The organism is Enterococcus sp. S86.2 (genome assembly GCF_059834485.2).
In genome coordinates this window covers 1092703-1118638 of record NZ_CM206813.1, presented here as the reverse complement: position 1 = coordinate 1118638, position 25936 = coordinate 1092703, and the positions used below count along the sequence as shown (strand labels likewise).

The following is a 25936-nucleotide window of genomic DNA, read 5'->3' as shown; positions in this document are numbered from 1 at the left end:
TCACTTATTTTAAAAAATGGAAATAGCGCGCTAAAATTTCTAATGGGTGCCGCACTGCCCACGTGACAGAATGTCCGCTAAATGACACCAAAGATAAAAACATAAGCAAAATAAAACTACTAATCAAAATCATTTTGGTTGGGATAGTCATCCGATCTCCTAAAGGAATTCTTTTCAGATTTTTTTCCAACTGATTTTTATCTAGATGCTGCTTGTTCAATTCTGTATCTTTTGGTAGCAATTTATTTAACTTTTCAAGACTAAAGCTTTTTTGATCTTCTTTACATTTATCTTGATAACTTTTTTGATCTTCTTTCGGTTGTTTCTTAAACCAATCAATAAATGCTTGGTATTCTTTCATGACTTTTTCAGTAGTATCAAACATTCTTAAAGTTCCATAATGCATCCAAATTGTCTTATCACAAAGTTTTTCCACTTGAGAAAGTGAGTGACTAACAAAGAAGATAGTCTTCCCTTGTTCTTTAAATTCCATAATTTTATCGACACATTTTTGATAAAAAGTTTCATCCCCCACGGATAGAGCCTCATCAATAATAAGAATATCAGGATCATTATGAACGGCAATTGCAAAACCTAACCGGGATTTCATCCCGCTAGAATAACTTTTTACCGGTTGATTTACAAAATCACCTAAGTCGGCAAAAGTAACAATTTTCTCCATCTTTGCATCGATTTCTTTATTAGTCATTCCGGTCATTAATGCTTTTAATCGAATATTTTCAATACCAGTTAATTGTGGCTTTAAACCGGCACCAATAGCTATAATAGAAGTATCACCATTTACCTCCATTGTGCCTGATGTTGGTGGAATAATTCCACTAATGATATTGGATAAAGTTGACTTACCTGAACCATTTATCCCGATTATCCCTACTGATTCGCCGGCTTTCACTTCAAAACTGACGCCTTTTAGTGCCCAAAACCGTGGGACATTTCGGTGATAAAATTTGAACAACGCTTTTACTTTATCGGATTTCTTTTTGTACAAATCGTACTCTTTGGTGACAAGAGTGCTTCTTACTTTAATATTATTTTCCAAAATCTTCATCCTTTACCAGATATTGACTTGAAATAGTTCACGCTACATCATACCATATTTTAGTTGTTGGGCAAAACTGCCTCTAATAAAATAGAACAAAAATATGAAAAAGTCGAGAAGAATCTCGACTTTTTTGTTTATTTTAGTTTTAAATCATTTTTTATCTGTGTCGTAGAAACTTCTGGCGTACGTGGTAAGTAAATAACTTCTGCATCTGTTTCTTCTTGTAGAAAATCAAATTTACCAGCCCAATCGTCTCCCATCACAAATTTATCAATGTGATACAATTTGATATCACTTGATTTTTGATTCCAACCTTCTTCTGGGATAACCAAGTCCACATAACGAATTGCTTCTAGTAATTGTTTGCGTTTTTCATAACTGAAATAACATTTTTTTTGCTTTTCATCCCAGTTAAATTCGTCTGTTGACAAAGCAACTACTAAATAGTCCCCTTGCTCTTTCGCACGGCGCAATAAATTAATATGCCCATAATGTAATAAGTCAAAAGTTCCATAAGTAATAACACGTTTCATGTCTTTCCCTCGTTTCTTTTTCTTATAACGAAGATAGCAAAAAAGCTTTAAAAAGGCAACCAAATAAAAAACCGGATCAAAATCCGGTTAAAAACTAAATTATAATTTAGTTACTTCCGCAGCTTGTGGGCCACGAGCGCCTTCAACGATGGTAAATTCAACATCTTGGCCTTCTTCTAATGCTTTAAAGCCATCCCCTTGAATTGCTGAAAAGTGTACGAATACATCATCGCCACCTTCAGTTGTAATAAAGCCAAACCCTTTTTCGTTGTTAAACCATTTCACTTTTCCTTGTTCCATGTTTCGTGTAGCCTCCAAAAATTATAATTAACGGATATTCCGTCACTTAATTATAACGAAATTTGAAAGCGGTAGCAAACTTTATTTTATTGTAAATGTTAGATAAATTGATATAATTAATAAAAAAAGGAGATGACTTTGTGGAAAATATTAATCTTTCCTATGAAACATATTCATATGGTGATACTGATATTGATTTTACTATTGATAAAATTATCATTCGAATGCCTAATGACAAAAATATTATCCAGTTTTCAAGAATCGACTCATCTGCCCACGCATTTTATCGCAAATTGATGGAAAATGACTACATGTTCTATTATTATGCAAATAAACAATCATTCTTTATAAAACGAAAGCTTATTCAAACTATCTGGAAACGGACTGATTTGATAAAATACGGAGAGTTATTTTATACAATTCAGAAAGTACCTGACAACAAAGTTAATACTTTGGCACCATTACACTTATTAGTAATGTTTTCATCTATGCCAGACGGAAATAATTATATGTCTCCTAACATAGCCAATAGATGCTTCACACAAAACTATCCGTCCATTCAAAAGCATATCATAAAAAACACTCTTATTATGCGAATTATGGATGTGAATATGAATACCGGTAGTATGTATCTTAACACACCAAATTATCCAGAATTTGAAGAAGATGTACAAGGGGCAATTAATTTTATAATGGGACAATATGAAATTGACAAAAAGAATGTAGTTTTTTACGGAGGCTCTAAAGGTGGTACTGGTGCAACCTATCATAGCTTTTTAGGTAACTATAAAGCGTGCATTGTAGATCCGATTATTACATTGGAAGAACATAATAATAAAAATGATTTAATGTACTTAAAAGATGTGCGGCCTTTATCGATAGAAAAGGATATTAACACTTTAAATATCAACCAAGAGCCAAAATATATCATAGGTTCGGCCCAAGTTCCCTTTACATTTAAACAATTTCAAAGTTTTAAAAAAGATCGTATCACAATACTGGACATTAGAGACAACCATATACACACTCATCCTGATATTTCAGCAAACTCAACAGTTGAACAGATTTATTATATTAACAAGCTTTTTATGGAAGAATAGTATTTACTTTCTAAGCTTTGATTATTAGAGAATAAATACATTTTTCAGTACCTATACAACACAATTATTTTTATACCAGGAGATGTTGTTAAGTTCTTTCAACATTTTTTATATAAAAATAATTTGGGAATTAACTTAACAAATTAGGAAAAAAATGTTTTAGCCTATAAAATGGAAAATATCCACAAAACAAATTAAATATAAAAAGAACCCCTTTGAATTCTGTAAAATGAAATCAAAGGAGTTTTTCTTTTTGTGTCCTATTAGTATTGTAGAAAATCAAAACTGATAAATATGATTGAAAGTCTATTCAAACAATATACTTGAATATTTTTTATGTGCAACTAAACAAGTCAGTCTAATATTTTAAAAATAATCTCTACAAAATACAATGCTTTCAAAAAAATATTAGTAAATAACTGTTTATTACACAATAATCAAATTTTTATACTGATTCTTGATAAGAAAAAATCTCAGTTTAATAACTGATATAGCTGATTTTTTTATTTTCACTTATGTTATACTTGTAACACTTTATTATTCAGATAAATAACTATCATAGTAATTAAATATAGTAAAAAATTTTCATTATTAAACTCTATATACTATATAGTTTCTTCTATAATGAATCTTGGACGCCGTTTCACTTCAAAATATATTTTGCCAATATACTCTCCCACAATTGACATACCAATTAACTGTAATCCACCCAATAGCCAAATACTAATAATAATCGATGACCACCCAGAGACAACATCTCCAATAAGGTGTTGTATGAAAATATACAACATATAAATAATTCCTACAAAGAAAACTCCAATCCCCAAATTACGTAAAAACCGTATAGGAACAATTGAAAATGACGTAATTCCTTCTAAAGCAAAGTTAACCATTTTTTTCAGTGGATACTTAGATTCTCCTGCAGCTCGCTCTTTACGAGAATAATATACTTTTGTACTGCTAAACCCAACAAGAGGTACCATTCCTCTCAAAAATAGATTTTCTTCTTTAAATTCTAGTAAGACCTTTGTAGCACGTTTACTCATTAATCTGAAATCAGCATGGTTTGGTATCGTATTTACACCTAACTTATTCATTAAAGAATAGAATAAGTTTGCTGTCTTTCTTTTAAAAGGAGTATCGCTATCTCTATTATTACGAACACCATAAACAACATCGTATCCAGATAAAAAAGCTGATACCATTTCTCGAATTGCATTAACATCATCTTGTAAATCAGCATCAATCGTTACAATTGCATCAGATTTCTCATTCATAACCGTCATTCCAGCTAAAAGTGCATTTTGATGACCAAAATTACGGCTAAATTTGATTCCTTTAAAATGTGGATTACTTTCTGATAATTTATTGATAATAGCCCATGTTTTATCTTTGCTTCCATCATCTACGAAAGTAATATTACTTTCATCACTAATTAGCCCTTCCTCAACCATATCTTCTAGTAAGGTCAACAATGCTTTACTAGAAATAGGTAGAACTTCTTCTTCGTTATAACAAGGTACAACAATTGAAATTTTCTGCTTCATTAATAATTTCCCTCTTTTTTATCAGTATCTATTCTAAGATATACCGAGAACGGAAGATACACAAGTTTTTTTTGATTTTTAAAACTTTACTAGCCAGTATTTTTTATCATAATACATAATTATACTAAAAAATAGAAAGATCAAAAAGAAAATATCTATCAATAAAATAGAAAAGATACTGACAGATATTTCCCAAATGTATAAAAATATCTAGGTTAGAGTGATCTCATTTATTAATCAATAATATTAGACTCCATACTATCAGGAGTAGTTTTTGTAGAATTTGGTATTTCTTCATTTTTTTTGCTCACTATATCTACAAAAGCATTTTCGTCCATCCAGTAGTTGTTTTCTCCATATTTAAATTGTAGATAGACAGCTTTTGTTGTTATCACTTTTTTTAGCACAAGAACTTCTTGATTAACAAACTGTTCTCCAGTACCAATTTTTCTTATCCCAGAATGAATATTATAAGGTGCTGACCACACATCTGTTTTTATTGCAGTACTATTAATTACAAACTTTTTCTGATAATTTTCCTCTTTTAAGACCAATTCATAAAATGCTTTCGAATCTAACCAACCAATATTTTTACCAGCCTGACTAAATTGATAATAAACTGTTCCCGTTGATAACTTCACTCGCTTTGTTATCTGAACTGTTTTACCTGCGTACCCACTTGCATTTCCATAATATTGATTTGTTATTTGTGTATTCCACGGTGCCTGCCATATTCCTTGAGATTTCGCTACAGTATCTGTTTTTATCGTCCCAGTTACTTGCATATTCTCATTTTCGATAATTGGATACAGTTGCTCGTTAAATCCAGCCTTATCCATCCACATTGTCTTACCATTTAAAGTGAATTGTAAATAAGTTGAGCGTGGGGTTTTCGCTACTTTTGTAATACTTACTGTTTGCCCAACGTATTGTCCGCCATTACCATAGTACTTAATATTATTTTCAGTATTATATGGTGCACTCCAAACCCCTTGTTTGTTTGCATCATTTCGAATCTCAGCCCGATAGCTTGTACTATCATTCGCTATAATTGGCTCATAAAATGCTTTCGAATCTAACCAACCAATATTTTTACCAGCCTGACTAAATTGATAATAAACTGTTCCCGTTGATAACTTCACTCGCTTTGTTATCTGAACTGTTTTACCTGCGTACCCACTTGCATTTCCATAATATTGATTTGTTATTTGTGTATTCCACGGTGCCTGCCATATTCCTTGAGATTTCGCTACAGTATCTGTTTTTATCGTCCCAGTTACTTGCATATTCTCATTTTCGATAATTGGATACAGTTGCTCGTTAAATCCAGCCTTATCCATCCACATTGTCTTACCATTTAAAGTGAATTGTAAATAAGTTGAGCGTGGGGTTTTCGCTACTTTTGTAATACTTACTGTTTGCCCAACGTATTGTCCGCCATTACCATAGTACTTAATATTATTTTCAGTATTATATGGTGCACTCCAAACCCCTTGTTTGTTTGCATCATTTCGAATCTCAGCCCGATAGCTTGTACTATCATTCGCTATAATTGGCTCATAAAATGCTTTCGAATCTAACCAACCAATATTTTTACCAGCCTGACTAAATTGATAATAAACTGTTCCCGTTGATAACTTCACTCGCTTTGTTATCTGAACTGTTTTACCTGCGTACCCACTTGCATTTCCATAATATTGATTTGTTATTTGTGTATTCCACGGTGCCTGCCATATTCCTTGAGATTTCGCTACAGTATCTGTTTTTATCGTCCCAGTTACTTGCATATTCTCATTTTCGATAATTGGATACAGTTGCTCGTTAAATCCAGCCTTATCCATCCACATTGTCTTACCATTTAAAGTGAATTGTAAATAAGTTGAGCGTGGGGTTTTCGCTACTTTTGTAATACTTACTGTTTGCCCAACGTATTGTCCGCCATTACCATAGTACTTAATATTATTTTCAGTATTATATGGTGCACTCCAAACCCCTTGTTTGTTTGCATCATTTCGAATCTCAGCCCGATAGCTTGTACTATCATTCGCTATAATTGGCTCATAAAATGCTTTCGAATCTAACCAGGCAACCTTATTACCATTTAAATGAATTTTATAAAAAGTTCCGCCACTATTAGTTTTAACCACATTGGTAGATCTAAATTTTATATTTTCGTAATTTCCAGCCTCACCCAAGTATTCACTCGAAGAAGAAGTTCGATATGGTTCAGACCAAAGAGTAAACTGATTCGATATAGACTTATCTTTAATACATAAGTGATAATCAATCTGGCTATCACTGACTACTCTATCAAGATTCAAAATAAATGCGTCTTTATCAATCCATACATCTTTCTGATTAAAATTTATTTTCCAGTATGTTGAACGATTGGTACTTGCTACTTCAGTTACAAACCCTATTTTGTCCGCATATTGTCCAGCATTGCCATAATTTATTATTCCTTCTCTGGTATTATAAACATCCGACCATACACCATGCTTGGAAGATAAATTTTTTCCCTTAACCTGAACAGGAAAATCAGTTGTATATGATTTATTAATAGAATCATATATTTTTCCAGTAAACCGCCCTCTATAGTCAATATTTATATCAAAAGTTCCTATTCCTGTATTTATATTGGGATATTTTAAGGTAGAAGCCCATTGCCAAGCCGAATAAGCAGAATTTAACAAATTATTTTTATTAGGGTTTACTGGATATTGTGCAATCCATAAATTATTGTTACCAATTTTTTTAGGATCGAGTAGTGGAGATGCACCCCACACCCAACTTGCAGAAGTGTAATGAATGACGTTTTTGTATCCTCTTGAATTCAATTGCTTTGCAAAAGTTTGCGAATTATTAGTAATCGCTGTTCCTAAAACAGTATAATCTTCAATGTCATTGACCATGACAGTATTCTTTGAAAGCTCTAAAGAATCTGCAATATTTGCAAAAAAATTTGCTTCGGAAACAGCTTCCTTACTATTTTTAAACTTACTATAATGATAAACAGAAACAGTTAAACCTGCAGCCTTTGCATTGTTTATTTGTGAAAACATATAAGTTTTATTTTGATAATAAGTCCCTTCGCTTAATTTTACTACCACGCCACGTAAGCCATACCTTTTCATCTGTTGATACTGCGCTACTGAAATATATTCATTCCATGATGACACATCAATAAAATCTTTATTAGGTAAAGAATTGTCTGTTGCCCAATAGTATGTGGCTTGTGTATTAAGTAATTTCGGCAATGCTATTGATTGCTGGTTCATTTCCTTGTTTGATTTATCAAGCCGTTGTTGAATTGGATCACTTTCAATTCCCAATCCAAAATTCTCTGCATAGACATGCTTACCCGTTACAAAAAAAATAAATACACTGCAAAAAAACAATAAACTAAAAAAATTTTTTTTCATTTTTATTCTCCAAACTTCATAATTGATACTTCATTTTATCATGAGTAAGCCACAAAAAAATGATTTATTTTTCCAAAATATAATCATTCATAATAAAGCCTTGACCAATTTCATCGTCTTTGGTGCCAACAATATTAAAGCCGCGATGCTTATAGATTGCCACAGACTGTGCGTTATCCCGATTTACCCGCAATTGTTGCCTCAAGTTTAGTGCCTTACTTAGGCTATCATACCAATCAAAGATATGACGCATTAACCCTTGCCCGCGAAATTGCTTTTTGATGTAAAGTTTGCTGATATAAATAACTTCACTTTTTATTTCATATGCAGTGTAGCCAATTATTTCATTTTCCTGTATTAATGCAAAATAGTGCACACCGCTTTTAATTTCATCCGCAATATTTTTTTCTGATTGATAGTTATGCAACATAAAATCAACTTGTTTTGCGCCAATTATCGGCGTAAACCATTCTTGCCAAATTTCGACCACGACAGGATATAAAGCCTGAATATCATTTTGTGTTTCAACCTTCTTTTTCTCCACTTCAACGCCCCCAAAATAAAAAAATGTGACGAAAGTTTCCCTTCATCACATTTTAGACTACTTACTATGCTTTTTCAAAGTGTTCGTTTGCTTTGTCCCAGTTTACAACTTCCCAGAAAGCTGCAATGTAATCTGGTCGTACATTTTTATATTTTAAATAATAAGCATGTTCCCATACATCTAAACCGATAATTGGTGTTTTACCTTCCATTAAGGGAGAGTCTTGATTGGCTGTTGATATAATCGCCAATTTACCATTATCTACTACTAACCAAGCCCAACCAGAACCAAAACGTCCTGTAGCGGCTGTTTTAAATTCATTTTTAAAATCTTCAAAAGAGCCAAAAGTTTCATCAATGGCATCCTTTAAAGAACCCGTTGGCGCCCCGCCAGCATTCGGTGCCATAATTTCCCAAAAGAAAGTATGATTGGCATGTCCACCGCCATTATTTTGAACTGCGGTACGAATATCAGCCGGAATTTCATCCATATAAGCAATCAATTCTTCCACACTTTTTTCTGCTAATTCTGGATATTTTTCTAAAGCCGCATTTAAATTTGTCACATAAGTATTGTGGTGTTTGTCATGATGCAAGTGCATTGTTTCCACGTCAATATAAGGTTCCAATGCGTCATATGCGTAAGGTAATTCTGGTAAAGTATAAGCCATTTTCGAAATCCTCCTAAATGTTATTTACAATGTAAACACTATCAGAGAAAAGTCAATTATTCAAAAAATATGCCTCAATTTAATTAATTTGAGCAACATTTAAACCACTTTATCTTTTGATTTAAAAATAAACAATTTGCTAAAAAGATAGTTAGCAATGACAACTAAGACTTGAGTAAATAATTTTGCGAATAAATCACCAGTCTGTAACATGTCAATGCAAATCATCATAGAAATCATATCTAGCCCGAAAGATAATAATCTATAAAATACAAATTTACTAAATTCTACAATTAATTCTTTAATGTTCTCAGTTCTCGAATGAAATACCCAAACTTTATTAGTTATAAACGCAAATAAAATTGCAATCATATTTGCAATTATATTTGCAATTATATAATTGGTCTTTATCCACTCTCTAAATATGAAATAAATAATTATGTTTACTAACGTTGTTAGTCCGCCAAAAAAAAGATAGATAAAAACTTCCCATAAATGCCTTTTTTCTAGTTCATGTTTAAATTTTAAATAGAAATTCACAAAATTACTCCTTTACTTTTCATTTCGTTTTCCATCATACACAAATGTGAGCTTTTCTTCTACTAATTTCAAAGATATTTAATCAATTCTCCTTGTAAAAGCCCCAGACCTTCGATAGAATGGATTGAATACTTATAAAAAGGAGTCCTGCTCTGAATGTTACACTTAATGAAAAGTTCTTTTTTCCAGTTTCGGGAGTTACTTGCAGCAAAGAAATTAGCCTTTGGTAAAGTGATTGGCTATATTTTTATCTTAGGCGCTATTCTTACATTACCTCTGGCCTATAAGGTTAGCAGTGTTTTTCACGATATTCAACATGATGGCCAAAAAATTGCCGCTAAGCTACCTGATTTTACAATTGAAAAGAACCAGTTACAACCAGCAGATGCAAAAGAAAAAGGATTTATCTACCAAACTGATTCGATTATTTTCACCTTTGATCCGCAAGGTAAACGAACTGCCAAAGATATTACAACAGATATGGTGGGAAACTTTCTTAGTATCGGTCTTTTAAAAGATGATTTAGTTGTAGCAATGCCAAGTACCGGCGCAAGTTCTGCACTACTTGGTGACAATCAAATAGTTATACCTTATTCTGAAGCATCCCTTGCTTCTTTATCTGGTAGTCATATCCGAGATTATTTACAAGACACTAAGATTCCTTGGTGGATGTATCTGATTGCTTTTTTAGTTTCACTTTACCCTAGCGTTGTGAATTTACTTGTCACCTTATTGTTTGCAACACTTGGTGCAACACTGCAAACAAAAATGCGACGGCTAAAACTAAGTAGCTTTGAGAATTTTAAAATTGTAGTTTTCGCTGCAACTTTACCTGTGATCTTAACTGCAATTATCCATTTTGTGACAATGAATTTCGATGCTACCATGTTCATTTTGATTGCAACTTTATTTATCTTTAATCAAGTCATTAAAAAAATCCCGCAAGAAGAACAAAAATCAAATTAAATAAAAGACGCCTTTCAATGTAGTGACTCTAAAAGTTAGCTTAAAAATCTAGCTTTTAGAGTCCTACAAAACTTGAAAAGCGTCTTTTTTAATTTCCTTTGCTACAATAAAAGTATGTACAAAAAGGAGGAAGTTTTATGACGAAATATATCTTATCCAGTCGCCCTTTTAAACCAGAATTGATTAATGAAATAAAAAAAATTGCGCCAGAATATGATTTTGTTACCGAAATCGCTACAACTGCAGCTTGGCAACAAGTGGAAATTACCATCGGTTGGCAAAAAAAATGGGATAAATTACTAGCACCTAATTCCAACTTAAAGTGGGTACAAAGTATTTCCGCTGGAGTTGATTATCTTCCACTTCAAGATTTTAAAAAGCAAAATATTTTGTTGACGAATGCAAAAGGTATTCACAAAGAAGCGATTAGTAAACACGTTTTAACGACAATTTTGATGCGCCTTAGAGGTTTTAATGAAGCAGCTGTTGGCCAACGTCATAAAAAATGGCAACAAACTATTTTTTATGGCAAATTAGAAGAACAAAAAATTTTGATTGTTGGTACTGGTCAAATTGGCCAAGAACTCGCTGGAACTTTGAATATACTTGGTAATCATCCCACCGGAATTAATACTTCTGGCCACAGTGCCCAAAATTTCACGAATACACATGCAATTTCAGAACTAAAAACAATAGCTCAACAATTTGATTTCATTGTCAACATTCTTCCCCTCACCGCTGAAACGTATCATCTGTATGACACAGAATTTTTTAATCTACTCCGTCCAAGTGCTACTTTTATTAACGTCGGAAGAGGTGCCAGCGTGGATACACCTGCCCTAGTTAAAGCCCTACAAGAACAAACAATTGCCTATGCCGCATTAGATGTCTTTGAAGAAGAGCCGCTTGCTTCTACTAGTCCCCTATGGGAGCTAGATAACATTTTGATTACTCCCCATATTGCTGGCATGGTACCACATTTCCAGCAAAAATTCATGAGGATCTTTTTGAAAAATCTTGACTCCTTTGTTAAAACGCAAGCTGTCAGCCAAAATCAAGTTGATCTTACAAAAGGTTACTAAAAATTTTTTATAGTTGTATTGTCTTCGTGCTCAATTAAAAAGCAAAAAACCTTGTTGAAAAGCTAACGAACTGTCAGTTTTTCAACAAGGTTTTACGGTCTATTTTTATCTGACTCCTTTATTAAGTAATGGGGTCGCTTTTTTGTTTCCAAAAATATTTTGCCAATATATTTCCCGATAATCCCTAAGCAAAGTAACTGTAAGCCCCCCACAAATAGAAAAATGGAAACCATAGAAGGCCAGCCACTGGTAGGGTCGCCAAACAATAAGGCCCGTACAACAATAAAAATCAAGGCAATACCAGAGCCAAAACACGACAAAGCACCTACAAAAGAAGCGATGTTTAGTGGTAAGTCAGAAAAATTCACGATCCCATCAATCGAGTATTTTAAAAGTTGCCAAAAAGACCAAGAAGTTTTACCCGCAACACGTGCGACATTTTCATAAGCAATGTACTCTGTTTTAAAACCAACCCAACTAAAAATACCTTTAGAAAAACGGTTATATTCAGTTATTTTCAAAACAGCATCTACCATTTGCCTTGTCATAATTCGGAAATCACGGACACCAGACACGAGTTCAGTCTCGCCAATTTTATTCATCAAATAATAAAATAAGCGCGCAAATAAACTCCTAAGCTTAGGTTCACCAGCGCGGTTTTTTCTTCTGGTAGCGACACTATCTAAATCATGGGCTACTAATAAATCATACATCTCCACTAATAATTGCGGTGGATCTTGCAAATCAGCATCCATTAATGTCACATAGTCTCCTTTGGCATTTTGTAACCCCGCATATATTGCAGCCTCCTTGCCGAAATTACGAGAAAATGAAAAATAATGAACCTTTCCACCACTCTTTACTGACAATTCTTTCATCAGCTTCAAAGTCTTATCAGTAGATCCATCATCGATTAAAATGTATTCCACATCTAATGGCAACACTTTTTCAATTTTTGCCATTTCAGCAAAGAAGTAAGGCAAACTTTTTTCTTCATTAAAACACGGTACAATAACCGACAAAAGCATTTGCTTAAACTCCTATAATAGTTTAGTCTTCTGTAAATAAATACTTAGGTTCATTTAACTTTTCATCCAAGTCGACGGTTAAATCATAGCCTTTGAAAAACCATTCATCTGCTTCATCGGCATAAAATAAAATCCCATCAGCGGTTGCTTTTGCAATTGGATTTTCTGGTGTATCAACAGACATCCCAACTGAAAAACCTTCGTGCACTTGCGTTTTACCGTAAACTTTACCGTAAAAACGAACGCCCATCCCCTCGTCAACTGTTAATTCTGTTTTAAACCATTTTGCCGCTGCTGGTGTTATTGTTATTTTCATTAATATCCCTCACTAATCATTCATTTTTTCATCTAAAATATCCACGTCGTCTGTTTCACCAATCACCAAAAGATTATCATTTTTTAAAACGATTTCATCGGCGGTAGGAGAAACAACAACTTTGCCGTTAACCCGACGAATACCGACTACCGTTAAACCAAAATTTTGGCGGAAATTCAAGTTTGCCAATGTCTTATCATAAAATTTGGGATTGGTCACACGTATTTCTGCCAATGAATAGTCATCTGATAATTCGACATAATCTAAAATATTTTTAGAAACGAGATTATGGGCTATTCTTACCCCCATATCCCTTTCTGGATGCACAACACGATCGGCACCGATTTTTTCTAATACCCGGGCGTGATATTCGTTTTGCGCTTTAGCCAAAACATTTGGCACGCCCATTTCTTTTACCATTAACGTAACTAAAATGCTTGCTTGAATATCTTCTCCAATTGCGACAATCACATGATCAAAATTACGAATGCCTAATGAGCGTAAAGTCATTTCGTCTTGCGCATTTCCCACGACAGCATGAGTTGCGATATTCATATATTCATTTACACGATCTTCACTACTATCAATCGCTAAAACCTCTTGACCAGATTCAATCAAAGTTCGACAAATACTGCCTCCAAAACGCCCTAAACCAATAATGGCATAATTTTGTTTCATTCTATTCTCCTTCATTCGTACACTTTATTTAAAACAGCTATCGTAACTTATGTAGCTAGTATAACAAAGACCCCTTCGTTGTGCTATCGAAGAGGTTTTGTTTTATTTGGCTAGTCCATGTTTAAAGGCATAAATAGCCGCTTGCGTTCGGTCTTCAACTTCCAATTTTGATAAAATATTCGAGACATGTGTTTTCACAGTCTTTAAGGTGATGAATAATTCATCAGCAATTTCTTGATTACTTTTTCCTTGTGCAATTAATAATAAAATTTCTCTTTCCCGATTTGTTAAATCTTCGTGTAAAATTGGCGTTTTATTCGTTAAACGATTCATCATTTTGCTTGTAACTTCTGGCTCTAAAATTCGTTCGCCCCGGTAAGTCGCTCGAATTGCATCGGCTATTTCATGGGCCGTAGATGTTTTCAGTAAATAACCAGACGCACCTGCTTCAATAGCAGGATAAACTTTTTCATCGTCAATAAAACTGGTAACAATTAAAATTTTGGCTTCTGGCCATGTTTTTAAAATAGCTTTAGTTGACGCAATACCATCCATGACATCCATCACTAAATCCATCAAAATTACATCTGGTTTTAAAGATAACGCCTTTTCATAACCAATTTGGCCATTTTCAGCTTCACCTACAACTTCTATATCATCTTGAATGGATAAATAAGAAGATACACCTAAACGCACCATCTCGTGGTCATCCACAAGTAAAACTTTAATCACACCAACATCCTCCTTTAAAGAAACCCGTAACGATAAAAAATTAGACAATTGGAATTTTTATTTCCACACTGGTTCCCTGTCCTTTAAAACTGATAATTTTACATGTTCCACCAACACTGGCGACACGCTCTTTAATATTCATTAAACCATAACTTCCAGCATTTTGCTCGCTTGTATCAAATCCCACACCATCATCAACTACCCGCAATAAAACATTTTGACCAACTTTGTGCAAATAAACTTCTAACTCATCTGCTTTGGCATGACGTAATGTATTCGATAATAATTCTTGAACAATCCGAAAAAGCTGATCTTCAATAGTCGGCGCCAAAGTTATCTCTTCTGCCTCCCATTTTAGCTTGATTTTTATTTTGGATTGTAATTCTTTTAATAATTGTTCAATACCTTGTTTCAAACTTTTCCCTTCAAGATTAACCGGGCGCAAGTGTAGCAGTAAGGCCCGCATTTCCGACTGGGAAGCGTTGATAATATCAGATACCATTTGTAACTGCTTTTGTTGCGGTGTTGGTAGCTCCATTTTTTTTGCCTGCTCATTCAAAGCAGATAACATCATCATTGCTGCAAAAAGTTGCTGTGAAACAGAATCATGCAACTCCCGGGCTAAGCGGTGTCGTTCAATTTCCAAAATTTCTTCTTTTGTTTGGCCGTCCATTAATTGTGGTCGACTATTTAGCACCTGTAATTCCGTTGAAAGTTCATTCATTTTTTTGCCAATTTGTGTAATATCTTGATCAATCGCTGTTAAATAATGATTTTCTTTAGAATGTGATAATGGTTCACCTAACAAGTCAGAGTCATAATTTCCGGCCACTAACAACCTTAATTTTTCTTCGATGCCGCCGTAAGAACTCTTGCGAAATAAAGAAATCAAAATGTAGGTGACAATCCCAAAACCGACTGAAATCGCTAAAATATAAAATATTAAAGGTAAAAAGAAAATACGTGTCTGTAAGGAAACCAACCACCAATTCTTTACATTATTGGCATGAAGATAAGAAAACAAAACTAAAATCAGCGTAATAAAAATTGCAATACCGGTATATAATGCAATCATCCCTTTGGAAATTTTTGCCATCATACCCGAATCACCTCAATATCCCCAATCAACGTACTGGATAAAATCTTAATTCGGCGCTCACTCGTATCATAATCTTCACTATATACCGTAATTCTCTCGCTGCGAAGCGGAGTTTGTTCTCCCACAAAAGTCACATTACCAATAAAGCCACCATGTTCTAACGCAATACCAATACCTAAAGGCACTAAAATTCGCGTTCTGCCAAAACCTTTTCGCAACATAATAATATTATCTCTTTTTGGTAAAATCGTATTTCCTAAATCGATGATAGTATCTCCAGAAATCATATTAATATTTATATCATCCCACTCGAAAACTTGATTACCAATTCTTTCATTTCCAAACAAATTTTGTCGTTGGCGCTTATCAGGATGTAACCCTGGAGCTTCTGTTTCCACCATTATCATCTGCTTTTTCTTCCAAAAAGCATTTTTAGTCGGATCTATTCCTGTTAACTCTACACCTTTTAAACCAATAAACAACACACCAAACACCAACATCAACCAGACTGCTGGATTATTTAACAAGCTAATAAAAACAGCTAAACAGCCCACAACCAAGCGAAAATTCGTTCTTCGACCTCGTTTTTTTCCGCGACTGGCAAAATACAAACAAAGGATACCAAAAAGTAGCAGCATAAAAAGTGGTGGACTATTGAAAACTTGCCAAAGAGCATAAAGAAGCAATAGTGCCTCTACTATAAGAAAAAAACGCCACGGATTTTTCAACTTCTCCACCTCCTATAAATCATTTTATTCATAAAGAAACTCTCCTACAATTTCATTAACTTTCATTACAACATTTCTATTTTATCATAACGAAAATCAGAATAAATAAAATCGGTCTAGAGAATGAAAAAAACTTCTGAAACAAAAAGCTTCAGAAGTTTTTTAATTAGTTTAATTAGGCCTGTGCAACTTTTGTAATTTTTACTAACATGTCGCCACCAGGAGTTTGAATTGTTACTTCATCACCAACTTTTTTGCCAATTAAAGCTTGTGCAATTGGTGAATCGTTAGAAATTTTGCCAGAAAACGGATCTGACTCAGCACTACCAACGATTGTATATTCTTCTTCGTCACCATCAGGTTGTTCTACAAACGTTACTTTTTTTCCAAGGGAGACCTCATCGTTATCGACCCCATCGTTGTCAATAATTTGGGCAAAACGAATCATATTTTCTAATGTGGTAATTCTACCTTCCACAAATGCTTGTTCATCTTTAGCAGACTCATATTCAGAGTTCTCTGATAAGTCACCGAATCCACGTGCGATTTTAATTCGCTCAATAATTTCGCCTCGTTTTACAGTCTTTAATTCTTCTAATTCTTGTTCTAATTTTTCTTTACCTTCAACTGTCATTGGATAAACTTTTTCTACCATGGTAATTTCTCCTTCATTTTCAACTCTAAAATCGCAAATAGTAACCTTTTCGCAATTAATATCGAAAAGGTTACCATGCTTTTTTTAAAATGTAAACGTCATTTATTTAATTATTTACATATTTTTCAACTAAGGCCAAATGTTCTTCATATGTTTCAGCATAATAAACTTTACCAGTTTTAATATCTGCAACAAAGTAATAGTAATTATTTGGTGTTGGATCTAAGACTGCTTTAATTGATTGTTCGCTTGGACTATCAAACGGTCCTGGACCATACCCAGTATTAGTATATAAATTATAAGGCGAGTCTACTTGTAAATCTTTGTTGTAAACTTTTTCTTTATGCTCGCCTAAAGCGTATAAAATGGAAATATCTGATTGCAATGGCATCCCCGCGGCAATCCGATTAAAGAATACTTGCGCAATTTTTTTACGGTCCGTCTCTGTTACCCCTTCTTTTTCAACTAAAGAAGCAAGGGTCAGAACCTCTTGTACATCCATATTTTTCTGCTTAATTGTATCGTAGTATGCTGACATTACAGTATTAGTTTTGTCAATCATTTGGGTTACGATATCTTCTAATGACGAAGTCTTATAATAATCATACGTTGCAGGGAATAAGTAGCCTTCTAGGCGATAACGAACTCCCTTAGCTTTCGCCGCACTCGCTAATAAATCAGGATACTTCGCTTGTGTTTTCTTAAAGAAATCTTCATTTTTCATCAAATCGATAAATTCGGATTTCTTAATTTTCGTATCTTTGGCAATAATATCGCCAATCTTATCAATATCAACGCCTTCTGGAATGGTTAACTTCGCATCTGCACCTGCAGTTCCGGCGCCCCCACCTTGTAGATTTTTACTAATTTCTTCTAATGTCATAGACGGAGAAAAATGATAACTGCCCGCTTGAAACCCAGTCAAGTTATTAAATTTTGTATAGTAATTAAATACCATACCGCTTTTAATCACTTTGTCTTCTTGCAAAATCTCACCAATCAGTTTATTCGATGAACCACTTGGAATTTCCACTGCAATAGTTTTTTTACTATCAGTATCTAATGGTTGTAAGCTACTTGAAACATAACGATAAACAGAAAAGCCTAAAATACCACCAATAACTAATAAGGCAACCACAACAACCGTCACAATTTTACTAACGATGCGGTCTTCTTTTTGACGCATTTTTCTGCGCTGCATCTCATCTGAAGACGTGCTAAGTGGTACTTTTGTATTCGTGTCCGCTTTTTCTTTTTTAGGCTGCTTTTTAGCAGGCACTTTTTTTACTTCTTTTGCATCCTTTTTTGATGGCGTATTTTTTTTAGCCCTTGGTGAATTGCTTTTTGCTCCACCACTTCTTCTTGCGCCAACTGATTCTTTGGAAACATTCAAACGATCTCGTTGACCATTTGACGAACTATTTCTATTTTGTTGACCTTGACGAGTTGAACTTCTTTCATTCTTTGAAGTTTCCTCATCTGAGTTATTTAACGAATTTAAAATCTTGTCTTTAAAAGATTCTTCTTCCGGATGTTGTTTAGACAAAACAACTCCTCCTTACTTTCATGATACTAGCTTGTACCATTATACACGAAAGTAAGAAGGAGTGAAATGCTTTTTATTATTTTCTGGTAATGATTGACTTAATATTTCGTATACCTGTTATAACCATAACAACAATGATTGGTATAAAGCAATATACGTAACGAGAATTACACTCCCAGATACTTAAAAATATAACAAACCCAAAAAAAGAATAATAACTAATATTCGCAACATCTGTTTTTTTATTAAAAAAAAGGGTTCCCACTGCAATCAAAACTAAAATGAAAAACCATGTGAACTGAAATAAAAACGAAATACTCCTATTTCTCAGCAAATGTTGAATTATTCCATCTCTTGCGGGATCCCACAATCCATAATCTTTTGTTGCAAAATCTCCGTCAGCCCATGTTCTTGTCCATTTTGAGAACAACACAAAATTTGAAGTTCCAATAACTCCCCTACTATCAATCCTCCTTTTAATAATACGTTGTGCCTCTTCATTTTTACTCTTATAACTCGGAAATGTTTTAATATTATTATAGTCCATCTGATTAAAACCACCGTTAGTTTTTTCGTTTAACCCCATTGCAATCCAATGTGTTAGCGGAAGCTCATTCTCGTTAGATAAAGACTCCGACACAGGGATAATTGAAGTTGTAGTCAGACCAATCAAAAATAGTGTGGCCAAAAAAGAGATAATTAAACAAATTATATTACTAATGCGACTTAACCATCTGTCCTTGCTATTAAAAAAAACATTTAGGATAAATGCTACTAAAAGAATTGCAACAAAGGCTTTTATCTTATACCCTACTGCAATCATTACACCAATTACTATTAGTAACATAATCTTCTTATTATGATCACATGAAAAACTATACCTTCCCATAAGCCATAAAACAAAAGCAACAAAGAAAAAACCAACGGTATCAGTATAAAATATATTTGCGTAAAACAATGTAGGAAGAGTAAAAATCATGGAAAATAATGCTATAAAAGAATAATTTTGAGAAAAATTTTCTCTTATTATCCTATATGAAAAAAATATACCTAACCAAATAATAAAAGCATTTATAAAGATCATATAAGTATACGATTCTTCAATCGAGGAAGTATTAAAAAAAAATATTATTACTTTATAACAAAAAACTAAAAATAACAGAATGACATTATTATTGGGATATCTTGCAAAGTAGTCAATAGATAAATACTTTCCTGTCTTTGCAATTGAAAACGCATTGATATGAACTGTACCAAAATCCCAATTTAACTTTACTCGCATCAGTTGTCCCATAACACCAATTAGAATTAAAATAGCCAACCAATAAAGTACTTTTATCACAGAATTTTTTTGATATACTTTTTCTAAATCTATTTCTTTAGTTGAAAATTTCAATTTTATAAAAAAGAAAGTTAAAAATGAAAGAATAGATACAACAGTAATCACGCTATTAAGCCAGTAAAAAGATGATTGATTGACATTCAAATTTAATATAAGAATCCAAATAAGTAATAAAAAAGTCAAAAAATAGAAGATTTTATTTAAACTTTTCATGAATATATTCAAGAGCAAGTCAACTCACTCTCTGAAAACTTCATATTTGAAAATAACCAGCGATTAATATAAAAACTAATTCCTATGCAGATATTACGATTGAGATTTTGATTTTCATCTTCATAATCATATGGTATCAATTTGGTCGACACATAGGAATTTAAAATTTCTGTTTTTTTAGGTTTTATACTTTTTGTATATAATACATACTTGTTTTCTTGCTTTTCAAAAACACCAAACTTCTTTTTAACATCAATTTTCGGCATATATGCAACTAACGTGTCTAATTCGCTATTTTCGGATAAAGTTTCAAACTTTGCTTGAGGATCACAAACTACACTTGCATAATTACCGAGATACGAATGATAAAGCGCAGCTAAAGCTCCTTTATGGCTCCCCGTCAAGATTACTTTATTTGATGCTATTCCATATTGTTCTTTAACTTCAGAAATTATATTTTGAACATTTATTTCTATTTCTTTATTAGTTTCCGTATCCATATACGCACTTCCGTATAGACCACTACTATCCATAATACGCAGTACAACTGAGTCTCCTATAATGTAATTATCTATATTAGAAAAAAAATCAGGAAATACTCTTCTTGTGATTTTCGAACTTAGAATATCGGCACGTCTACTAGGATACGAAGAAAAAATAACGATTAAATTATTATCTGCGGACTTACAAAAATGTTCTGGTTCGTTTATCGTAAAAAGAAAGTCACCAAGCTGTAATAAATCATTTCTTTGCCAAATAGTATTTACTTTATCTTTTTTTACAAAATAGCTTATTCTCTTTTTATACCAATACAAAACATAGCCATTGTCATTTAACTTTCGAAGTAAATCTGCAGACTCTTGATTTAACGTTGCACTTTTCAACAAATTATGGTATTCATCCAATTCAACTCCAATTTTATCGTGGGTTAAATCAATTTTATCATCTATCCTATATATCTTCGTACGCTTAAAAATTTTATTAAAAAGTTGATTACTCTGATTACTCTTAACAATCTCCATTTTTCGCCTCCATAAAAATATCTTCTGCTAAAATTTCTATCAACTCATTAGTAGAACTGTCTGTATCATTACTCATTAAAACATCACAAATAATTTCATTATAGAAATCCATTTCAGGTTCAATTATCTCTCTAACCAATTCTTCTTCCGAATAAGATTTACCAATTAAGCCGGTTAAGTCTTCTAAGTCAAAATACCAACCGACTTTCTGAACATATTGTTGTTTATCTTCTTGTAAAACAATAATTTTTTTCCTAGTATGAGCAAAATCAAACATAGCAGAAGAATAATCTGTAATTAGTGTTTCAGAAAGCAAATAAAGTTCTTGAATATCTGTAATGTCATTATAAAAGCAATGAATACGTGAATCAAGATTAGCATAATGTCGTCGTAAATAAGCTTCATTAGGATGAAGTTTAACAATTAAGTGATAGTTTATCGGTAATAGATTAATTATTTTTTTCAAATCAAGTGCAGATAGATCATCACGTTTTTCTTGACGCCAAGTCGGACAATATAAAACATACTTAAATCCTCTTGGTTCAGTACCAAAATATTTTAAATGTAAGCGTTCGATTTCATCAGAATTAATATTGTTTTCTATTAAATAAGTGTTCTTAGGAGCACCAACTTCTAAAATCTTTAAATTTGGATTTTTTTCCAATTGGAAAGCACTTGTAATATACCGCGTATTCCTTGAGGAACTACTTAATAAATAATCCCATTTCATCATGCGCGGTAGAAATGCTTTCAATTGTGTCTGCTTTTCTTTTTCGTTCTCCAAATCAGCGACCATTTTTTTCAGCGGGAATCCATGCCATGTTTGGAAGAAAATTTGCCCCTCACGCTTGCCTACCTTATCAAGAGTATTACCATTTACAATAATCAAACGAGATTGACGAAAAGTAGAGACATATTTGTTACTCCCTGTTCTAATTGGAGTAAAGTGATGTTGGTATATCTCCATATCTACCAACTGATTGATAGAGCTAACAAATATCTTAACATCTGGATAACGCTCCTTTATTGCGAGTGCTATATATTTGGGATCTCCCGAAAAATTTTTGCCATGAAAAGATTCAATAAAGATATAATTATCTTTTATAGTTTCCTCTATTATAGAATTTCCAGGATTAGTGGTTGATTTTTTAAAAAAATTAGTAATTTTCGAAGTATATTTTTGTATTTTCTTACTTTGTGAAATTCTCCTAAAATAGCGATTTCGATTTCCTTTTTTAACAATCTTTCCCCATAAAGTTTGATTTCCTAAATGTGAGGAGTATATTTCATTTACAATTTCAGAAGCATTTACATCGCCGTTAAAATTAACACTATAATCATTTTTTATTACTTTATCAATATACTCATGTCCATACCCTTCTGTAATGCAATTTGTTTTAATATATTGTAAATCATACTGATACTCTTGGTTCAACCAAGGTTCTTCAATAAATCGAATTACAGTTTGAGCGTCTTCTTTAATATCTTTAGTCAACCATGCAACACTTTTAAGGTTACCATAAACCTCTTTTAAAACACCATCGTCACCAGGGTATAAAATTGCGGGCATCCCTTGACCTAGTGCTTCCATAATTGAATATCCAAAAGTTTCTGCTCTTGAAGTACTCAAATATATATAATTAGTTGGTGGTTCATAATTAATAAAGACATTATCATTGAGACCATAAGCATTAATAAGATTTTTATATAAAACTCTTGCTATTCCTTGCCCATTAATAAAAAGCTTGTAGTTAGTCATACGCTTTTCTTTTACCAAATACCTCATTAATGATATCGCGTAGGCGATATCTTTTGAGGTTTCATCAAACCGAGAAAAAATAAAAAAATTAGTCGGCTTACTTGGTTTATTTTTTATTTCATTTACAAAAAGCACATGACGAATACTAATTGAAAACGGAATAACATTATTTTTACCAATTTTTTGTTTTAATAATTTAGCTGTATTAATTGTTGAAACACGATAAATATCGATAGCATCTGCAGCAAAATCTGGCCCTATTTCAACATTATAGATTGGCGCATGAACTTCTCCAATAATCTTACTATTTGGATACGTCTTCTTTAGTGCTCTTGCTAATACAAACAATGATTCTCTGGTCAGTATATAACTATCTAATGCCTCCCCCATCAGAATGTCATTTAGTTTTCTAAATGATACATTTTTTCTAAGTGACTCTCTATCAACAAGTTCCTTTACGTCTTCTTCTGAAAAACTACTAGTATTAAAGAAAACAATATCACTCTCTTCCTGTTGTAGTTCCTGAATCAAATTGATATTACTACGACTAGTGCCACCCACACCAAAAATATTAAATCCAATTATTCCAATTTTCATACTCATATTGGCAAAAAATGCCACTCCCCCTATTTAATATCAAATATCAATTAAACTAACTTAACACTTAGACACAGTACTACCTTTATAATCAAAGAGTTCATCAAACAACTGATTGGTAGAACTACTTGTATCTTGATTAAGAAATGTTTCAATAATTTTTTTGTTATATAATTTCATATTATCCAACATTAAAATTTCTCTGGATAATGAGACTTCGTTGTATTCTTGAGGACGTATATCAGTTAGATTTTCTATATCAAAATACCATCCTACTTGTCTATTGTATTCATTCAAATCTTCTTGAAAAACAATTATTTTTTTATTCAAATGAGCATAATCAAACATCGCCGATGAATAATCTGTTATTAACACATCACTTAATAAAAATAATTCTTGGATATCAGATATTTCATTCGGAAAACAATGAATACGTTCATCTAAGTTTCTATATTGAGCAAATAACTTCGACTCAAGTGGATGTAGCTTAATTATTATTTCATAATTATCTGGTAATAGTGAGATCAGTTTTCTAAAATCCATTGTAGCCACTGTTTCTCTCTTTTCTTTACGCCATGTCGGACAATATAACACATATTTTTTTGATGGGTCATATGGACGAATAAAATACTTAGTAGTTAGACGTATGCGCTCAGTTTCATCATCTTTGTGCTGAATAAGATACGAATTTCTAGGAGCACCGTGCTCCATTATCTTTAAATTATGGTTTTCATTTAACATAAAAGCACTTTTTAATAACTCCGTATTTTTCTTTGATGATGAAAGTAGATAATCCCATTTTTTCATTCGAGGCAGAAAAGCTTGGCTTTCTACTTGGCGTTGAGTTAAGTCATTTAAATTCGCAACCATTTTTTTCAAAGGAAACCCATGCCACGTTTGAATAAATTTTTGTCCTTTGACTTTTCCAGATTTATCCAAAGAATTACCATTCATAAAAACGTACGCGGCCTTACGAAACTTATGGATATACTGTTCACTGCCCACACGTACTGGCTTAAATCCATAATCCATAATTTCCATATCCACCCACTCATCTGCCGAACTAACATAAATATATGCTTCAGGAAATTTTTTCCTTAATTCTAATGCAATATATTTTGGATCTCCTGCAAAGGATTTACCGTGGAAAGTCTCTATAAAGAAAAAATCTTCCATAAGCTCACCAGAAATATCATTTAAATCAGCGATTTTATTTGCGGGACGTAAATAATGCAAAACTTTTTTTGCAGAGTCTTTAACAATAGAATTTCCAACTATTTTCCCTAACAACGGGGCATTTTTTATTTTCACATAAACATTTGTTATAAAACTATTTTCTCTGAAACTACTTTGCTTTTTAACTTGCTCAAAAACTCTACTAAAATCAACGTTTTCTTGACTTTCTTTTTTAAAAAAAGAAACATTCATAATTTTAGCTATATAATCTGAAGCATAGTTTTTCGTATCAAGAATTTCTTTTGCCAAGGTCAGATCATGCAAAAAATTCTCTTCCACTTTTGAAATATCTTCACTATAAAATTGTAATAACGCATGTGAATCGTCTGCCAAATTTTTGTTTAACCAGCATACCGACTCAAAACCTTTATATATTTCCGCTAATGAACCGTCATCTCCGCGATATAAGGCTATTCGTTTTCCGGATGCGAATGCTTCCATAATTGAGTACCCTAATGTTTCAAATCGTGCAGTGGAAAGATAAATATAATCTTTCGGAAGTGTTTGATTAATAAAAATATGATCTTTTAGCTCATAGAAGGCAACTAAATTACGATAAAAGTTTTCACCCTTTCCAGTTCCATTTAAAAATAGTTTTATTTTATTATTTCCTAAACCATGAACCAGATAGTCGATTAACTTTATCGCATAGCTAATATCTTTTTGGCGTTCATCAAAGCGTGAATACACTACAAAATTAAGAGATTGCTTATCACTCTGAATTTTTTTTACAGAAAAATCAATATGTCTTCCGCTAATTGGAAAAGATATCACATTATCCTGCTTAATCCGCTTAATAAATCTCTTTTTGATCTTTTCTGTAGCGACTCGATAAACGTCAACCGCATCAACACCTAAGTCTAGTTCAGGCTCAATTAAATCTAGTGGCGCATGCACTTCTCCTACAACGACTGCTTCAGGCCACCTAAACTTGATATATCGAGCAAAACTGAATAAACTTTCACGAGTTAATATATAGCTGCTACACGCAGCAACATCGGGAAATTGCTGCAGTAAATAGAATGAAACATTTTTTGGTTTCTCCAATTCGCTTTGAATATTTTTAACCTGCTTTTTACCGAATGGAAGTAAGTTAAAAAATATAACCTCGTCACCATGCATAGAAAATTCATTGATCAAATTTAGATTACTACGTCGAGTTCCGCCGGTGCCAAAAATATCATAACCAATAATTCCAATTTTCATCGTATCTGACTA

Annotated in this window: 23 protein-coding genes; 3 read left to right on the top strand and 20 right to left on the bottom strand. The window is 32.8% G+C overall.

All coding sequences use genetic code 11. The features are described 5' to 3' along the window. Window positions 1-4: 4 nt before the first annotated feature. From AC6R0T_RS05095 to AC6R0T_RS05085, 3 genes are all read right to left on the bottom strand, one after another. Entirely contained in the window at window positions 5-1069 is a 1065-nt protein-coding gene (locus tag AC6R0T_RS05095; protein ID WP_282461320.1) for an ABC transporter ATP-binding protein, read from the bottom strand. A gap of 128 nt (window positions 1070-1197) precedes the next feature. Further along, window positions 1198-1596 (bottom strand): glycerol-3-phosphate cytidylyltransferase, encoded by a 399-nt coding sequence (tagD, locus tag AC6R0T_RS05090; protein ID WP_282461321.1) that lies wholly within the window; start codon window positions 1594-1596, stop codon window positions 1198-1200. 99 nt (window positions 1597-1695) lie between these two features. Next, a complete protein-coding gene (locus tag AC6R0T_RS05085; RefSeq protein ID WP_206905513.1) occupies window positions 1696-1896 on the bottom strand; it encodes a cold-shock protein in 201 nt (66 codons plus the stop codon). 140 nt (window positions 1897-2036) lie between these two features. Here AC6R0T_RS05085 and AC6R0T_RS05080 point away from each other — a divergent pair, with 140 nt between their 5' ends. Continuing rightward, complete coding sequence (locus tag AC6R0T_RS05080) at window positions 2037-2996, top strand: XcbB/CpsF family capsular polysaccharide biosynthesis protein (RefSeq protein ID WP_282461322.1); 960 nt, start codon at window positions 2037-2039, stop codon at window positions 2994-2996. A gap of 605 nt (window positions 2997-3601) precedes the next feature. Here the strand turns inward: AC6R0T_RS05080 and AC6R0T_RS05075 are convergent. From AC6R0T_RS05075 to AC6R0T_RS05055, 5 genes are all read right to left on the bottom strand, one after another. Next, the gene (locus AC6R0T_RS05075) at window positions 3602-4543 is read right to left on the bottom strand and encodes a glycosyltransferase family 2 protein (RefSeq protein WP_282461323.1); all 942 of its coding nucleotides are present in this window, start codon (window positions 4541-4543) and stop codon (window positions 3602-3604) included. 233 nt (window positions 4544-4776) lie between these two features. Then, on the bottom strand, window positions 4777-7965 hold the full coding sequence (locus AC6R0T_RS05070) for a GW dipeptide domain-containing protein (protein ID WP_526159783.1): 3189 nt from the start codon (window positions 7963-7965) through the stop codon (window positions 4777-4779). 64 nt (window positions 7966-8029) lie between these two features. Further along, window positions 8030-8509, bottom strand: coding sequence for a GNAT family N-acetyltransferase (locus AC6R0T_RS05065; protein WP_303754299.1), 480 nt, complete (start codon window positions 8507-8509; stop codon window positions 8030-8032). A gap of 64 nt (window positions 8510-8573) precedes the next feature. Continuing rightward, window positions 8574-9179 (bottom strand): superoxide dismutase, encoded by a 606-nt coding sequence (locus AC6R0T_RS05060; protein WP_303754300.1) that lies wholly within the window; start codon window positions 9177-9179, stop codon window positions 8574-8576. Window positions 9180-9278: 99 nt separating this feature from the next. Then, window positions 9279-9719 (bottom strand): GtrA family protein, encoded by a 441-nt coding sequence (locus tag AC6R0T_RS05055; RefSeq protein ID WP_303754301.1) that lies wholly within the window; start codon window positions 9717-9719, stop codon window positions 9279-9281. A 156-nt stretch (window positions 9720-9875) separates the two neighbouring features. Here AC6R0T_RS05055 and AC6R0T_RS05050 point away from each other — a divergent pair, with 156 nt between their 5' ends. Next, on the top strand, window positions 9876-10685 hold the full coding sequence (locus tag AC6R0T_RS05050; protein WP_206905496.1) for a DUF1189 domain-containing protein: 810 nt from the start codon (window positions 9876-9878) through the stop codon (window positions 10683-10685). Window positions 10686-10822: 137 nt separating this feature from the next. Further along, entirely contained in the window at window positions 10823-11767 is a 945-nt protein-coding gene (locus AC6R0T_RS05045) for a phosphoglycerate dehydrogenase (RefSeq protein ID WP_303754302.1), read from the top strand. A 92-nt stretch (window positions 11768-11859) separates the two neighbouring features. Here the strand turns inward: AC6R0T_RS05045 and AC6R0T_RS05040 are convergent, their stop codons facing one another. From AC6R0T_RS05040 to AC6R0T_RS04985, 12 genes are all read right to left on the bottom strand, one after another. Continuing rightward, on the bottom strand, window positions 11860-12795 hold the full coding sequence (locus AC6R0T_RS05040) for a glycosyltransferase family 2 protein (RefSeq protein ID WP_303754303.1): 936 nt from the start codon (window positions 12793-12795) through the stop codon (window positions 11860-11862). A 22-nt stretch (window positions 12796-12817) separates the two neighbouring features. Further along, window positions 12818-13111, bottom strand: a complete 294-nt coding sequence (locus tag AC6R0T_RS05035) for a HesB/YadR/YfhF family protein (RefSeq protein WP_206905484.1) — start codon at window positions 13109-13111, stop codon at window positions 12818-12820. Between the two features lie 12 nt (window positions 13112-13123). Further along, entirely contained in the window at window positions 13124-13789 is a 666-nt protein-coding gene (locus AC6R0T_RS05030) for a potassium channel family protein (protein WP_206905481.1), read from the bottom strand. 102 nt (window positions 13790-13891) lie between these two features. Further along, entirely contained in the window at window positions 13892-14521 is a 630-nt protein-coding gene (locus tag AC6R0T_RS05025) for a response regulator transcription factor (RefSeq protein ID WP_206905479.1), read from the bottom strand. Between the two features lie 40 nt (window positions 14522-14561). After that, window positions 14562-15620, bottom strand: a complete 1059-nt coding sequence (locus AC6R0T_RS05020) for a sensor histidine kinase (protein WP_230708773.1) — start codon at window positions 15618-15620, stop codon at window positions 14562-14564. Further along, entirely contained in the window at window positions 15617-16348 is a 732-nt protein-coding gene (gene liaF / locus AC6R0T_RS05015; RefSeq protein ID WP_303754304.1) for a cell wall-active antibiotics response protein LiaF, read from the bottom strand. The genes AC6R0T_RS05020 and liaF overlap by 4 nt, the downstream gene beginning before the upstream one ends. Before the next feature lie 175 nt (window positions 16349-16523). After that, the gene (gene greA, locus AC6R0T_RS05010) at window positions 16524-17003 is read right to left on the bottom strand and encodes a transcription elongation factor GreA (protein WP_206905472.1); all 480 of its coding nucleotides are present in this window, start codon (window positions 17001-17003) and stop codon (window positions 16524-16526) included. A gap of 106 nt (window positions 17004-17109) precedes the next feature. Next, entirely contained in the window at window positions 17110-18549 is a 1440-nt protein-coding gene (gene mltG / locus AC6R0T_RS05005) for an endolytic transglycosylase MltG (protein ID WP_303754305.1), read from the bottom strand. Window positions 18550-18625: 76 nt separating this feature from the next. Beyond that, a complete protein-coding gene (locus AC6R0T_RS05000; RefSeq protein ID WP_303754306.1) occupies window positions 18626-20104 on the bottom strand; it encodes a glycosyltransferase family 39 protein in 1479 nt (492 codons plus the stop codon). Between the two features lie 8 nt (window positions 20105-20112). Then, window positions 20113-21126, bottom strand: a complete 1014-nt coding sequence (locus AC6R0T_RS04995) for an XcbB/CpsF family capsular polysaccharide biosynthesis protein (RefSeq protein ID WP_303754307.1) — start codon at window positions 21124-21126, stop codon at window positions 20113-20115. Then, a complete protein-coding gene (locus AC6R0T_RS04990) occupies window positions 21113-23482 on the bottom strand; it encodes a CDP-glycerol glycerophosphotransferase family protein (protein WP_282461334.1) in 2370 nt (789 codons plus the stop codon). The genes AC6R0T_RS04995 and AC6R0T_RS04990 overlap by 14 nt, the downstream gene beginning before the upstream one ends. 60 nt (window positions 23483-23542) lie before the next feature. Next, a complete protein-coding gene (locus tag AC6R0T_RS04985) occupies window positions 23543-25924 on the bottom strand; it encodes a CDP-glycerol glycerophosphotransferase family protein (protein WP_282461335.1) in 2382 nt (793 codons plus the stop codon). Between the last annotated feature and the right edge of the window lie 12 nt (window positions 25925-25936).

Bases quoted from the DNA above. Each gene is read 5' to 3' on its own strand.
- AC6R0T_RS05095 (WP_282461320.1), bottom strand. From the start codon at position 1,069: ATGAAGATTTTGGAAAATAATATTAAAGTAAGAAGCACTCTTGTCACC.
- tagD (WP_282461321.1), bottom strand. From the start codon at position 1,596: ATGAAACGTGTTATTACTTATGGAACTTTTGACTTATTACATTATGGG.
- AC6R0T_RS05085 (WP_206905513.1), bottom strand. From the start codon at position 1,896: ATGGAACAAGGAAAAGTGAAATGGTTTAACAACGAAAAAGGGTTTGGC.
- AC6R0T_RS05075 (WP_282461323.1), bottom strand. From the start codon at position 4,543: ATGAAGCAGAAAATTTCAATTGTTGTACCTTGTTATAACGAAGAAGAA.
- AC6R0T_RS05070 (WP_526159783.1), bottom strand. From the start codon at position 7,965: ATGAAAAAAAATTTTTTTAGTTTATTGTTTTTTTGCAGTGTATTTATT.
- AC6R0T_RS05060 (WP_303754300.1), bottom strand. From the start codon at position 9,179: ATGGCTTATACTTTACCAGAATTACCTTACGCATATGACGCATTGGAA.
- AC6R0T_RS05050 (WP_206905496.1), top strand. From the start codon at position 9,876: ATGTTACACTTAATGAAAAGTTCTTTTTTCCAGTTTCGGGAGTTACTT.
- AC6R0T_RS05045 (WP_303754302.1), top strand. From the start codon at position 10,823: ATGACGAAATATATCTTATCCAGTCGCCCTTTTAAACCAGAATTGATT.
- AC6R0T_RS05040 (WP_303754303.1), bottom strand. From the start codon at position 12,795: ATGCTTTTGTCGGTTATTGTACCGTGTTTTAATGAAGAAAAAAGTTTG.
- AC6R0T_RS05035 (WP_206905484.1), bottom strand. From the start codon at position 13,111: ATGAAAATAACAATAACACCAGCAGCGGCAAAATGGTTTAAAACAGAA.
- AC6R0T_RS05030 (WP_206905481.1), bottom strand. From the start codon at position 13,789: ATGAAACAAAATTATGCCATTATTGGTTTAGGGCGTTTTGGAGGCAGT.
- AC6R0T_RS05020 (WP_230708773.1), bottom strand. From the start codon at position 15,620: ATGATGGCAAAAATTTCCAAAGGGATGATTGCATTATATACCGGTATT.
- greA (WP_206905472.1), bottom strand. From the start codon at position 17,003: ATGGTAGAAAAAGTTTATCCAATGACAGTTGAAGGTAAAGAAAAATTA.
- AC6R0T_RS05000 (WP_303754306.1), bottom strand. From the start codon at position 20,104: ATGAAAAGTTTAAATAAAATCTTCTATTTTTTGACTTTTTTATTACTT.
- AC6R0T_RS04995 (WP_303754307.1), bottom strand. From the start codon at position 21,126: ATGGAGATTGTTAAGAGTAATCAGAGTAATCAACTTTTTAATAAAATT.
- AC6R0T_RS04990 (WP_282461334.1), bottom strand. From the start codon at position 23,482: ATGAAAATTGGAATAATTGGATTTAATATTTTTGGTGTGGGTGGCACT.
- AC6R0T_RS04985 (WP_282461335.1), bottom strand. From the start codon at position 25,924: ATGAAAATTGGAATTATTGGTTATGATATTTTTGGCACCGGCGGAACT.